Raw genomic sequence first — 13,575 nt, 5'->3', positions numbered from 1 at the left:
GTCAGCGCCCGGCCGCGTCGACCGCGGCCTGCAGGTCGTCCGGCCCGGGCGGGCCGTCGGCGCCGGTGACGACCTCGCCGTCGACCAGGACCGTGGGCGTGCTGAGCCGCTCGAGCTGCTCGTTCGCGGACTCCGTCGTGGCGCCCACCCAGCCCAGGTGGGTGCCCGCGGTGATGCAGTCGCCGACGTCGGCGCCCGCGTCGGCCGCGATCTCGGTCAGCCGCTCGTCGCTGAGCCCGGCGCCCGCGTCGGCCTCGGCCGGCTGCTCGGCGAACAGCGTGGCCGCGAAGGCCTCGTACGCCTCGTCGTCCCCGGTGCTGCCCACGCAGGCCGCGGCGGCCGCGGCCCGGGTGGAGTACTGCGTGTCGCTCACCCGGTCGAGGATGCTGATCGGGCGCTTGACGACCGTCACGTCACCGCCGGCGGCGAGCTCGGCGAGGTGCTCCCCCGAGGTCTCCTCGAAGACCTTGCAGGCCGGGCACTGGAAGTCCTCGAACACGACGAGCTCGACGGGACCCTCCTCGCCGATGACGAAGCCGCCGCTGTTCTCGTCCTCGGCGACCGTCAGCCGCGTCCCCTCGGGCGGGACGACCTCGAGCGCCTCGTCCTCGCCCCCGTCCCGCGAGGTCAGCACGATGACCACCACGACGACGAGGACCAGGACGGCGACGACCAACGCCGCCACGATCGACAGGGTGCGGGCGCGCTTGGCGTCGGCCGCGTTCTGGCGCCGGATCGCCTCGAGCTTGGCCTCGCGGGACTTGGGGTCGAGGTTGCGGGCCATCAGGCGGGCACCTCGCGGCGGTCCTCTCCCCACATGACGTGGAACGAGCCGTCACGGTCCACCCGGCGGTAGGTGTGCGCGCCGAACAGGTCGCGCTGGCCCTGGATCACCGCGGCGGGCAGCCGGTCGCGGCGGGCGCCGTCGAAGGCGGCCAGCGCGGCGGAGAACCCGGGGGCGGGCACGCCGGAGCGTGCGGCGGTGGCGACGACCTCGCGCCACGCCTCGCCGGCGCCGGTCAGCGCCTCGACGAACACCGGCGCCGCCAGCAGGCTCACCAGGCCGGGGGTCTCGGCGTAGGCCTCGGTGATCCGGTCCAGGAAGCGCGCGCGGATGATGCAGCCGCCGCGCCAGATGGTCGCGATGGTCCCCATGTCCAGGTCCCAGCCGTGCTCCTCCGCGCCGGCCGCGAGCATGTCGAAGCCCTGCGCGTAGCTGACGATCTTGGACGCGTACAGCGCCCGGCGGACCGCCTCGACGAACGCCGGAACGTCGTCCGGGGTCGGCACGGTCGAGCCGGACGAGGTGCCGTAGGCGGCCTGGACGGCGTCGCGGGTCTCGCGGTGGCTGGACAGCGCGCGGGCGAACACGGCCTCGGCGATGCCGCTGACCGGGGTGCCCAGGCTGAGCGCGTTCTGCACCGTCCAGGTGCCCGTGCCCTTCATGCCGGCCTGGTCGAGGACGACGTCGACGAACGGTGCGCCGGTGGCGCCGTCGACGTGACCGAGGACCTCGGCGGTGATCTCGATGAGGAAGCTGTCGAGCTCGCCGGTGTTCCAGTCGCGGAACACGTCGGCGATGGCGGCGGGCTCCAGGCCGGCCACGTTGCGCAGCAGGTCGTAGGCCTCGCCGATCAGCTGCATGTCGGCGTACTCGATGCCGTTGTGGACCATCTTGACGAAGTGCCCGGCGCCGTCGGTGCCGAGGTGGGCCGCGCAGGGCGTGCCGTCCACGACCGCGGCGATGCTCTCGACGATCGGGCCGAGGGTCTCGTAGGCCTCGTCGGAGCCGCCGACCATGATCGACGGGCCGTTGAGAGCGCCCTCCTCGCCACCGGAGATGCCGGCGCCGACGAAGTGCAGACCGCGGGCGGCCAGGGCCTCGGTGCGGCGGATGGTGTCGCCGAACAGGGCGTTGCCACCGTCGACGACCATGTCGCCCGGCTCCATCAGCTCCGCCACGGCGTCGACCACGGCGTCGGTGCCGCGACCGGCCTGCACCATGACGATGACGCAGCGCGGCGTCGTCAGCGACGCGACGAAGTCGGCGAGCTCGGCGCTGGGGACGAAGTTCCCGTCCGCCGCGTGCTGCGCGACGAGCTCGTCGGTCCGCGCCGTGGTGCGGTTGTAGACCGCCACCGTGTGGCCGTTGCGAGCCAGGTTCCTCGCGAGGTTGCTGCCCATCACGGCCAGCCCGACAACTCCGACGTCAGCAGTTGCGCTCATGCTGGCATTGTCTACCCGAGGGCACCCTTGTGCGTGCACCAGTCGCCACCAGGCAGGACGGGGCCCTGCTCGGCCACGGCCACCGAACCGGCGTAGGCGTAGACCTGCACCTCGCTCGGCGTGGGCCGCCCCGGCCCGGTCGGCGCGGGCCCCGCGGCCGGTCCGGAGCCCAGCAGGGGCACCTTCGTCCTCACGTACTCCGAGCCGCCCGGGTCCGTCGGGTCAAAGTCCTCCAGCGCGTCCAGCCGCGCCAGCACCCGGGGGTCGCTCACCCGGTACACCTCGACCACCACCCGTGGCCCCACGACGGACGGCTGCGGCGGGACGACCAGCAGCGGGTAGGTGTAGTCCAGGCGCTGGGAGGCGACCATCTCGTGCAGCACCCCGGACACCGCGCCGTCCGTGACGTGCTCGCTGCCGGCCAGGACGTGGTGGTTGCGGCAGCCGCGTCGCAGCGTCCCGTACACGGCCAGCAGCAGCGGCAGGTCGCGGTCGGTGACGGCGGGCGGGTGCGGGGTGCGGGTCACCGGGACAGGGTGGGGCACGGGGCCGCACCGGGCGGCACCGGCTCAGCAGGTGGTGCGGACCGGGTCGCTCACCGGCTCGTCGCCGGCCGGGGGCACCCAGGTGCCGGAGACGCGGGCGGCTGCGAGGCTGGGGGGCGTCCGCGCGCCAGCGAGCCACCTGTCCGGAGGACACAGCATGAGCCAGACCAGGCCCACCCGGGTCGCCCCCGTCCGCAGCACCGGCCGACCGCACGTGGTGGTGGTCGGCTCAGGCTTCGGCGGGCTGTTCGCCGCGCAGGGCCTGCGCCGGGCCGACGTCGACATCACGCTGGTGTCGCGGACGTCGCACCACCTGTTCCAGCCGCTGCTCTACCAGGTGGCGACCGGGATCCTGTCCGAGGGCGACATCGCCCCGTCCACCCGCGAGGTGCTCAACGGCCAGCCCAACGCCACGGTCCTGCTGGGCGACGTGACCGGCATCGACCTGACGGCCCGGACCGTGACCTCGCAGGTGCTCGACGGGGTCACGGTCACCAGCTACGACCACCTGGTCGTGGCCGCGGGGGCGGGGCAGTCGTACTTCGGCAACGACGAGTTCGCCGAGTTCGCCCCGGGCATGAAGTCCATCGACGACGCGCTCGAGCTGCGTGGCCGCATCTTCGGCGCCTTCGAGCTGGCCGAGCTGGCCTGGGACGAGGCCGAGGTCGAGAAGCTCCTGACCTTCGTGGTCGTCGGGGCCGGACCGACCGGGGTCGAGATGGCCGGTCAGATCGCCGAGCTGTCGAGCCAGACCCTGCGCCGCGACTTCCGCCGGATCGACCCGACGTCGGCCCGCGTGGTCCTGCTGGACGCCGCCCCGCGGGTGCTGCCCGGCGGGTTCGGCGAGACCCTCGGTGAACGCGCCCGGGCCCGGCTGGAGAAGATGGGCGTCGAGGTCCAGCTCGGCTCCAAGGTGGTCGGGGTCGACCGGTTCGGCATCGACGTCGAGGACGGTGACGGCACGCGTCGGCGGATCGACTCCCGCTGCAAGGTGTGGGCCGCGGGCGTCCAGGGCAGCGAGCTGGGGCGCACCCTGGCCGAGCAGTCGGGCGCCGAGCTCGACCGGGCCGGGCGGGTCTGCGTCGAGCCCGACCTGACCCTGCCCGGGCACCCCGAGGTGCACGTGCTGGGCGACATGGCGTCGCTGGACCGGCTGCCCGGGGTGGCGCAGGTCGCCATCCAGGGCGGGCAGCACACCGCCCGCGAGATCCGCCGGTCCGTGGCGGGCGAGCCGACCGGCGAGCCGTTCCGCTACAAGGACAAGGGCTCGATGGCCACCATCTCGCGCTTCCACGCCGTGGCCAGCGTGGGCCGGGTCAACCTGTCCGGGTTCGTCGCGTGGGTGCTGTGGCTGGCGGTGCACCTGCTGTACCTGGTCGGCTTCAAGAACCGGGTCACCACGCTGCTCAAGTGGACCATCACGTTCCTGGGCCGGGGCCGCTCGGAGCGCGCGGTCACCCAGCAGCAGATCATCGCGCGGACGGTGATCAAGCGGACCGGTCCGCGCGGGCCGGCGGCGTCGCCCGCGGGTGGCGGGCCGGCGCCCTCCCCCGAGCAGCCGTCCGCGGCCCAGGGCACGGACGCCGACCACGCCTCGTCCACCACCCCCGCCGAGGGCGACGACGTGGACCAGGGCGTCCACGGCGGTCGGGGCGGCGAGGGCCGCGCCGACCTGCCGGTCGACGACGACGGCGCGCTGACCGAGGAACGACACCCATGAGGCCCCGCCCGGGGCCAGGAGGAGGAGCACGTGGCTGACCCCATCAAGGACCGGGAGACCTACGAGGCCCTGCGCGAGGACGGCGCGTCCAAGCCGAAGGCCGCCCGCATCGCCAACGCCGCCGCGGCCCGCGGCCGCGACGAGGTCGGCGCGAAGGGTGGTCACGCGCCGCCGTACGAGGAGTGGACCGTCGACGACCTCCGTCACCGCGCCGCCGAGCTGGACGTCGAGGGTCGCTCCACCATGACCAAGGCCGAGCTGGTCGAGGCGCTCCGCGACCGCTGACCCGGAGGGCCCGGACGGGCCCGGGCCGGCCGCGCCCGGGCGGGTGCCGAGCGGGCGCCGAGCGGGCGCCGAGCGGGCGCCGAGCGGGCGCCGAGCGGGCGCCGAGCGGGCGCCGCCGCAGCCCGAGCCGGGTGGCACGCGCATTGGTCGTGCGGACGGCCCTCGACGACCCCGATCACAACACACCGTGTGCCACCCCAGGGTCGGACGCGGGGGCCGGGCCTGGTCACAGGGCGGGAGCCGGCCGGTACCGGGTGGGGACCGCAGCAGACCGAGCCGGGTGGCACGCGCAGTGGTCGTGCAGACGGCCCCAGACAGCCCCGATCACGACCACACCGTGTGCCACCCCAGGGTCGGACGCCCGGGCTGGGGCCAGGCCGGGCCCGGTCACAGGGCGGGTGCCAGGTCGGCGCCGGGTCGGCGCCGGGTCGGCGCCGGGTGGGCGCCGGGTGGGCGCCGGGTCGGCGCCGGGTCGGCGCCGGGTGGGCTCCGGGTGGGCTCCGGGTGGGCGCCGGGCCTGGACCGGGCGGGACCGCAGCAGACCGAGCCGGGTGGCACGCGCAGTGGTCGTGCAGACGGCCCCCGACGGCCCCGATCACGACCACACCGTGTGCCACGCCAAGCTGGCGGCGGCTGCAGCGCTGGCGCCGGATCCAGCGCGGGCGCCGGGCCGGCGCCCGGCGGCGGCGTGGCTCAGCGGGGAAGGCGGTCGGCCAGGACCTGGGCCAGGTGGCGGCCCCGGACCCCGGCGAGGTCGTCGGCCTGGGTGCGGCAGCTGAAGCCGTCGGCCAGCAGCACGGTGCCGGGGGCGGCCTCGCGCAGGGCGGGCAGCAGGGCGTGCTCGGCCACCGCGGCCGACACGTCGTAGTGCCCGGCCTCCATGCCGAAGTTGCCGGCCAGGCCGCAGCAGCCGGCGAGCGCACGGACCTGGGCCCCGGCGCCGCGCAGCAGGGCCAGGTCGGCGCGGTAGCCCATCTCGGCGTGCTGGTGGCAGTGCGGCTGGGCCAGGACGTCGAGGCCGGTCAGGTCGGGCGGGCTCCAGCCGTCGGCGACGCGGTCGGTGAGCAGCTCGGCCAGGGTGCGGACCGCGGCGGAGACGCGGGCGGCGCGGGGGTCGTCGGGCAGCAGCTCGGGCAGGTCGCCCCGCAGCGCGGCGGTGCAGGACGGCTCGAGCCCGACGACCGGCAGCCCGGCGTCGACGAAGGGGCTGAGCACGTCCAGGGTGCCGCGCAGCCGGGTCCGGGCGCCGTCCAGCTGACCGGTCGAGATCCAGGTCAGGCCGCAGCAGGCGCCCGGCCCGGCGAGCACGACGTCGTAGCCGGCGTCGGTCAGCACCCGGCGGGCCGCGCCGCCGACGTCGGGGCTGAACCCGTCGGTGAACGAGTCCGCCCACAGCACGACGCGGTCGCGCACGGCGGTCTCGTCCGGGGCGTCCTCGCGCGGTGACGCGGCGCCCGTGCCACGGCCCCGGCCGCCCTCCCGGTCCGCCGCCCACCGCTGCCGCAGCGTCCGGGTCGCGAACCGCGGCACCGACCGCCGGGGGTCCATCCCGCCGAGGCGCAGCACCAGCCGGCGCAGCGGCCCCACCGACAGCACGACGTTGAGCACGGCCGCGAGCCCAGGCACCGAGGCGACCAGGGACGACCACCGCGGCAGCCAGCCGAGGGAGTAGTGCGCGACCGGGCGCAGCCGGCCCTTCCAGGTCCGGTGCAGCACCTCGGACTTGTAGGTCGCCATGTCGACCCCGGCCGGGCAGTCGCTGGCGCACGCCTTGCACGACAGGCACAGGTCCAGGGACTCCGCCACGGCCGGGTGCTCGACCCCGCCGACCAGGGTGCCGTTGGTGACCTCCTGCAGGACCCGGGCGCGGGCGCGGGTGGAGTCCTTCTCCTGCCCGGTGGCCAGGAACGACGGGCACATGAACCCGCCCGCGGCGCCGGTGTCCGCGCGGCACTTGCCCACCCCGACGCAGCGGTGCACGGCCCGGGTCAGGTCGCCGGAGTCGTGCAGCAGCGAGAACCCGCCGGCCGGCATCGTCGGGTGCGCCTGCGGCCGGCGCAGGTGGGCGTCGACGGCGTCGGGACGGACCAGGACCCCGGGGTTGAGCACGTCCTCCGGGTCGAACAGGTGCTTGAACCCGGCGAACAGCTGCAGCGCCTCGGCGGAGTACATCCGCGAGAGCAGCTCGCTGCGCGCCCGGCCGTCGCCGTGCTCCCCGGACAGCGAGCCGCCGTGGGACACGACCAGGTCGGTGGCCTGCTCGAGGAACGGCCGCAGCCGCTGCGGCGCCTCGGCCAGGGGCAGGTCGATGCGGACGTGGACGCAGCCGTCGCCGAAGTGCCCGTAGGCCAGGCCGTCGACGTCGTGGGCCTTCATCAGCTGCTCGAAGCCGCGCAGGTAGTCGCCGAGGCGCTCGGGCGGGACCGCGGCGTCTTCCCACCCGGGCCAGGCCTGCGCCCCGGTGGCGGTGCGACCGGCCAGGCCGGCGCCGTCCTCGCGGATCCGCCACAGCGCCAGGGCCTCGGGCCCCGGCGGGACGACGCGGACCGCGCTGGTGCCGGCGTCGGCGGACAGCCGGCGGGCGGCGGCGAACGCCTCGGCCTCGTCGGCCCCGCCGACCTCGACGAACAGCCAGCCGCCGCCGTCGGGCAGCGCGGGCACGGCGGCGTCGCCCTTGTGCCGGCGGACGACGTCGACCAGGCGTGCGTCGATGCCCTCGACGGCCAGCGGGGCGTGGGGCAGCAGGGCCGGGACGGCGTCGGCGGCCGCGGCCATGTCGGGGTAGCCGAGCACGGCGAGCGCGGTGGCCGGGGCCAGGTCGACCAGGCGGACGGTCGCGCCGAGCACGACGCCGCAGGTGCCCTCGGTGCCGACCAGGGCCTTGGCCAGGTCGCGGCCGTTCTCGGGCAGCAGGTGCTCCAGGGAGTAGCCGGACACCTGCCGGCCGAAGCGGCCGAGCTCGGTGCGGACCAGGCCGAGGTGGGCGTCGACCAGGTCATGGACGCCCGGCACCGGCTCGTCGCCGCGCCCGGCGGTGAACCGGCGACCGGTGCCGTCCAGCACGTCCAGGGCCACGACGTTGTCGGCGGTGCGGCCGTAGGCCACCGCGTGCGGGCCGCAGGCGTTGTTGCCGATCATGCCGCCGAGGGTGCAGCGGGCCTGGGTCGACGGGTCGGGCCCGAAGCGCAGGCCGTGCGGACGGGCCGCCGCCTGCAGCGAGGTGAGGACGACGCCGGGGTCGACCGTGGCGGTGCGGGCCTCGGGGTCGATCTCGTGGATCCGGGTGAGGTGGCGGCTCACGTCGAGCACGACGCCGGGGCCGACGGCGTTGCCGGCCACCGAGGTGCCGCCGCCGCGCATGGTCAGCGGGGTGCCGGTCTCGCGGCAGACCTCAGCGACGGCCAGGACGTCGTCGACGTCGCGGGCGACGACGACGGCCGCGGGCACGACCCGGTAGTTGGACGCGTCGGTGGAGTACTCGGCGCGGACCCGGACGCCGTCGTCGACGACCTCGGGACCGACGCCCCCGAGCCGGCGACGCAGCTCGGCGACGACCCCGGCGGCGTCACGGGTGCGCGCAGCCGTGCTCGGCTCCACAACGGTCACGGCAGGCCTCCAGCGCTCCCCCGGGCCGGGCGGTCCGGGACGGCCCAGTATCGCCCGAGGCGTCAGGACCGACCCGGCGGGTCCACCAGCGGGGACGCCCGCGCAGACCGGGCCGTCCGACGGGGCCCGGCGCTCGGCGGCGCCGGGCGACCGGGCGCGTCCACCCGCGCCATGACGAGCGTTGACCGACTGGTTCCACCGCTGTGACACCGGCGAAACACCCCGCCGCAAGGGTCAGGACCGTCACCGGTCGCGGCGCACCACCGGCGACCTCCCGCCCCGGGACACCCCCGCCCCCAGACCGAGGAGTCGACATGACGAGCAACCACTGGAGCTCGGCCAGCCGTCGCAGCGTGCTGACCGCGGCCCTGGCCGCACCGCTCGCGGCGGGTCTCGCCGCCCCGGCGCAGGCCCAGGCCCCGGGAGGCCGTGGCCGGGACGTCGACCGCCGGGCCCGGGGGCGGTGGCACCACCAGGTCCGGGCGACGCCGGAGAACCTGCACTGGGGCGGCTTCCCGATCGACATGGACCCGGCCCTGGTCATGGCCTCCGGCCGCACCGTCCGCGTCGACATGCTCTCCCACCAGGGCGCCACGCAGGCGACCCATCCCGTGGACTACTTCGCGGCCTTCGGCGCCGGTCCCGAGGCGGTGCTGCCCGACGCGGTCGGGTTTCTGGGAGACCCGGGCCGAGCGCGAGGCCACGGGTCGGCGCTACGGCGGCCACGTGCTCACGGGCCCGATCTACGTCGAGGGGGCCGAGCCGGGCGACACCCTCGCGATCGACATCATGGACGTGCAGACCCGGGCCCCCTTCGGCTTCAACAACACCTCGCCGACCAGCGGGGTGATGGCGACGTTCTACCCGGGGTGGCGCGACGGCGACGAGGGCCTCGACATCCCGGCCGACATCCCGCCGGACAAGCCGGCCGGGGTGTGGCCCGACGTGCGCACCCACATGTACCGGGTCGGCAAGAGCCGCGGCCAGGACGTCGTCTTCTTCGCCGACGGCCTCACGATCCCGGCCCAGCCCTTCCCGGGCATCGTCGCGGTGGCCCCGGAGAGCGGCGTGTTCATCGGCAACACCGAGGACGCCCCGCCCCCGCCCACCGGGGTGCAGAGCTCGACCCCGCCGTGGACGTTCGGCGGGAACATGGACGTCCGGGACCTGTGCTCCGGGTCGACGCTGTACCTGCCGGTCTTCCAGCCCGGCGGCCAGGTGTTCATCGGCGACCCCCACAGCTGCCAGGGCGACGGCGAGGTCAGCGGCACCGCCGTGGAGCACTCCCTGGTCGGCAACTTCCGCATCACCCTGATCAAGGACGCCGAGACCGAGCTGCCGTGGGCCGAGAACGACACCCACTGGATCATGATGGGGATCCACTGGGACCTGGACCGGGCGATGCGGATGGCCGTGGAGAAGACCGTCGACTTCCTCGTCACCACCCAGGGGCTGACCGTCCCCAAGGCCTACTCCTTCGCCTCGATCGCGGTGAACTACCACAACGCCGAGGTGGTGGACCGGACGCAGGTCGTCACCGGCTACATCCCGAAGGACGTCTTCGGGGCGCGCCGCTGACGAGCTGGTTGGCCGACCGCAGCACGTGCGCACCGAGCAGGGCCCGGGGCTCGGTGCGCGCGGCTCCCCTGACCGTGAACGTCGCCCGCTCCCCCGGCAGCAGGGTCAGCAGCATGTCGTCGACGGTGGCGTCCGGGTCGAGGCCGTCGACGAGCAGGGCGAGGTCCTTGACCAGCGCCGTCGCCTCGACGTGGACGCGGTGGCCGTCGTCGGTGCGCTCGACCGTGGCCCGCACGGCGTCGCCGACCAGGTCGAGGTCGCGGTCCTCGACGAAGAACCACAGCCCGCGCACGGCGGTCGCGTCGTCCGTCCCCGCGTCCTGGAGCGTGGCCACCAGCACCTCGCCGTGCGGGTCGGCGGGGGTCGACACCTCGGCCGGGAGCGGCACCTCGCGGGTGGAACGGGCCGGCGTGCCCGCGGGGACGGTGACCGTGGCGAGCGGCCGGCCGTCGAGCGCGAGACGGCGCACGACCAGGTCCGCCGCCAGCGCCTCGGGGTGGTCGTTGACCACGACCACGGCCAGACCGCCGCCGCGGGGCTGCACGGTGAGCAGCCGGTCGGCGTGGGCGTGGCGCAGCGCGAACAGGGTCGGCTTGGCCCGGCCGTCGCCGTCGACGCACGACCATGACGTCACCGGCCAGCAGTCGTTGAGCTGCCAGACGATGCTGCCCGAGCAGTGGGGCGACAGGGACCGCAGGTGCTCCACCGCGGTCCGCACCGCCCAGGCCTGGTTGAGCGACATGGCCCAGTGCCAGTCGCGCATGTCGTCCGGGACGGGCAGGTGGCGGACCAGGCCCCGCTCGAGCTTGCGCTGGCCCTCCACGGCCTTCTGGTGCACGAGCATGCCGGGCGACTCCGGCGTCAGCGGCTCGTCGGACACCGAGCGGCGCAGCGTCGACCAGGTGGGTGGGCCCTGCCAGCCGAACTCGCTCGCGAACCGCGGCCGGTGCGCCCGGTAGTCCACGTGGTCGCGCTGGTTCCACACGTCCCAGACGTGCGTGAGGCCGTGGGCGTCGTCGTTGGGGTGGCGCACCTCGCCGTCCGGGCCGTCCGGCGAGAACGGGCTTCCCGGCACGTACGGCCGGCCCGGGTCCAGCTCCGCCAGCAGCTCCGGCAGGAGCCGGTGGTAGTAGCCCTCGCCCCAGGTCCTGCCGTCGAGGCGGACCTCCCACTCCCAGTCCACGAACCCCCACAGGTTCTCGTTGCCGCCGTTGAGCAGCACCAAGCTCGGGTGCGGTGCCAGCCGGGTGACGTTGTCGCGGACCTCGGCCACGACCTCGCCGCGCAGCGGCTCCTCCTCGGCGTAGCAGGCGCAGGCGAACAGGAAGTCCTGCCACACCAGCAGACCGCGCTCGTCGCACTCGTCGTAGAACGCGTCGGCCTCGTAGGTGCCGCCGCCCCACACCCGGACCAGGTTGACCCCCGCGTCCACGGCCTGGGCGAGGCGGCGCGCGTAGCGGGCCCGGTCGACCCGGTGCGGGAACGCGTCGTCGGGGATCCAGTTGACGCCGCGCACGAAGACGGCCTCGCCGTTGACCAGCAGGGTGAACGCCGTGCCGGCCTCGTCGGGGGTGCTGCGCCACTCCACGTCGCGGAACCCGACCCGGACGTGCCGGTCGGCGAGCACCTCGTCCCGGCCGTCGACGACCTCGACCACGAGGTCCGACAACGGCTGGGCGCCGTGGCTGCGCGGCCACCAGGGCTGCGCGCCGGGCACGTCGAGGTCGAGGTGCACGGTGCCGGCCCCGGCGGGGACGGGTACCTGGTCGGTCGCGGTCGCACCTTCTCCGGTCACCGACACCCGGACCGACAGCTCCGCCTCGTCGCCGGGCGCGCGTTCCAGGTCCACCGCCACGGCCACCCGGCCGCCGTCGGCCGTGAGCGACGTCGTCGGCCGCACCCCGACCAGCCGGACCGTCGACCACTCCACCAGCTCGACCGGTCGCCAGATGCCGGCCGTCACCAGGTCCGGGCCCCAGTCCCAGCCGAAGTTGCAGGCCGTCTTGCGGACGGCGTTGTACGGGTGGTGGTTGACGTGCGGGCGACTGCCGATGGCCAGGGACTGCGCGTCGACGTACCGGACCGCGCTCGCGAAGCGCACGGTCAGGGTGTTGGCCCCCACCACGAGCCGGTCGGTGACGTCGGCCACGTGGGTGCGGTGCTGGTTCGCGGCCTCGAGCAGCCGCACGCCGTTCAGCTCGACCGTCGCGACGGTGTCGAGGCCGTGCCAGACCAGCGAGCGCCGGTCCCCGGCACCCGGCCGCCACTCGAACGCGCAGGAGTAGACCCAGTCGGTCAGCCCGACCCAGGCCAGCAGCGCCTCGTTGTCGTCCAGGTACGGGTCCGGGACCAGCCCGGCCGCGAGCAGGTCCGTGTGGACGGTGCCCGGCACGACCGCCGGGACCGCACCTGCCGCCCGGACGTGGTCGGGGACGGGGCCGGCAGCCGGGCGCAGGGTCCAGCCGTCGTGCAGGGGCCGGGTGGTGACGGGCATCGGCGGGCCTCTCGTTCGACGGCGCCCCAGCCTGGTCCCCGGCGGGCGGGCCGACCACCCCACGCGGCTCAGCGCGTGCCGCAGCCGGCCCCCGGGGCGGGCCCCGCGTCGGCCAGCACCGGCCCGGCCCGCAGCCGCGACAGGTTGACCGCGTACCAGGCGTCCGGCTCCTGACCGGCGGCCATGCCTGCCAGCACGCACGACCGGTCGGGCTCCGTCAGCCGGGACACGGCGGGCACCGCGTCGGCCGACAGCGTCTGCAGGTAGGCCAGGTCGAGCTGCCCGCGCGCGGGGTGCTGGACGTTCCAGGACGCCGCGGCCGCCGTCGGGGCCGACGGCGGCCAGCAGCAGGACGGCCGCCCCGGCCGTCACCACCACGGCCCGCGGCAGCAGCGCCACCCGTCGGCGCAGCCAGGTCAGGGCGACCAGCAGCACCACGACCGCCAGCCAGACCTCGAACACCACCACGTACAGCCGCAGCGACGTGGCCCCGAACTGGTCGGTGTAGAACGCCATCCGGGACAGCGCGCTCGCCACGACGGCCAGGGCCAGCAGCGACATCACCCCGCCGCCGCCCAGCAGCAGCCGCGCCTGCCGGGCCTCGGCGCGGTCGACGCGGCGCACGGCCCAGCCCAGCGTGAGCAGCAGCAGGACCGTGACCGCGACCAGCTGGCCGAATCCCTCACGGGCCCACTGCGACGGGGTGACACCGGTACCGGCGAGCGCGGTGGCCGGGTCGAACAGCACGGCCCCCTGCACCAGCAGGAACACCAGCAGCACGGCGTCGGCCAGCAGCAGGGGCACGGCCCACTCCGCGGGCGAGGGGCTGGGACGCGCGACGCCCTGCTCGGGCGGGGGCGGCGCGAGCGACGCCACGCCCAGGCCCAGGAGCACGAGGGCGGCCAGCACGGCGAGGACCAGGCGCGGCGCGAGGCCGTCGGGGACCTGCCAGACCACCAGCCGGGCGAAGGCGGGGTCGGCGGCGGCGAGCAGCTGCACGAGGACCACGACGAGCACCGCACCGGCCCCCACGCCCCGGGCCCACGCCCAGGGTCGGCGGGTGAGGCCAGGCGCACCGGGGGCCGTCGGGCCAGCCACGCCGGCGCCCGCAGGGCCGCGGC

General features: G+C 75.7%; 8 protein-coding genes. 3 read left to right on the top strand and 5 right to left on the bottom strand.

What is annotated here, in order from left to right; all coding sequences use genetic code 11:
• Position 1: 1 nt before the first annotated feature.
• The 3 genes from SJY06_RS05430 to SJY06_RS05420 are packed head-to-tail and all read right to left on the bottom strand — an operon-like array spanning position 2 to position 2,753.
• Positions 2 to 784, bottom strand: a complete 783-nt coding sequence (locus SJY06_RS05430) for a DsbA family protein (RefSeq protein ID WP_380165408.1) — start codon at positions 782 to 784, stop codon at positions 2 to 4.
• Positions 784 to 2,226, bottom strand: a complete 1,443-nt coding sequence (gene gndA / locus SJY06_RS05425) for an NADP-dependent phosphogluconate dehydrogenase (RefSeq protein WP_380165406.1) — start codon at positions 2,224 to 2,226, stop codon at positions 784 to 786. The genes SJY06_RS05430 and gndA overlap by 1 nt, the downstream gene beginning before the upstream one ends.
• Positions 2,227 to 2,237: 11 nt before the next feature.
• Positions 2,238 to 2,753: a gamma-glutamylcyclotransferase gene (locus tag SJY06_RS05420; protein ID WP_380165404.1), complete on the bottom strand. Its 516-nt coding sequence runs from the start codon at positions 2,751 to 2,753 to the stop codon at positions 2,238 to 2,240.
• Positions 2,754 to 2,928: 175 nt separating this feature from the next.
• On the opposite strand from SJY06_RS05420, the gene SJY06_RS05415 reads away from it, so the two are divergent.
• Together SJY06_RS05415 and SJY06_RS05410 are read left to right on the top strand one after the other, a co-directional pair.
• Positions 2,929 to 4,491 carry an NAD(P)/FAD-dependent oxidoreductase gene (locus tag SJY06_RS05415; RefSeq protein WP_380165402.1) on the top strand — a complete coding sequence of 521 codons (1,563 nt, stop codon included), beginning with the start codon at positions 2,929 to 2,931 and terminating at the stop codon, positions 4,489 to 4,491.
• Positions 4,492 to 4,521: 30 nt separating this feature from the next.
• On the top strand, positions 4,522 to 4,776 hold the full coding sequence (locus SJY06_RS05410; protein WP_380165400.1) for a Rho termination factor N-terminal domain-containing protein: 255 nt from the start codon (positions 4,522 to 4,524) through the stop codon (positions 4,774 to 4,776).
• Between the two features lie 693 nt (positions 4,777 to 5,469).
• On the opposite strand, the gene SJY06_RS05405 is transcribed toward SJY06_RS05410, so the two are convergent.
• Positions 5,470 to 8,382: an FAD-binding and (Fe-S)-binding domain-containing protein gene (locus SJY06_RS05405; RefSeq protein WP_380165398.1), complete on the bottom strand. Its 2,913-nt coding sequence runs from the start codon at positions 8,380 to 8,382 to the stop codon at positions 5,470 to 5,472.
• Positions 8,383 to 9,108: 726 nt separating this feature from the next.
• On the opposite strand from SJY06_RS05405, the gene SJY06_RS05400 reads away from it, so the two are divergent.
• Positions 9,109 to 9,960, top strand: a complete 852-nt coding sequence (locus SJY06_RS05400) for an acetamidase/formamidase family protein (protein ID WP_380165396.1) — start codon at positions 9,109 to 9,111, stop codon at positions 9,958 to 9,960.
• On the opposite strand, the gene SJY06_RS05395 is transcribed toward SJY06_RS05400, so the two are convergent.
• Positions 9,917 to 13,552, bottom strand: coding sequence for a DUF4153 domain-containing protein (locus SJY06_RS05395; protein ID WP_380165394.1), 3,636 nt, complete (start codon positions 13,550 to 13,552; stop codon positions 9,917 to 9,919). The genes SJY06_RS05400 and SJY06_RS05395 overlap by 44 nt on opposite strands.
• Positions 13,553 to 13,575: the final 23 nt, after the last annotated feature.

This window comes from Jannaschia sp. R86511 (assembly GCF_042466345.1).
In the GTDB taxonomy this organism is placed as follows: domain Bacteria; phylum Actinomycetota; class Actinomycetes; order Actinomycetales; family JBBAYJ01; genus Aquipuribacter.
The sequence above is the reverse complement of the archived record's forward strand: the minus strand, read 5'-3'. Positions and strand labels throughout refer to the sequence as shown.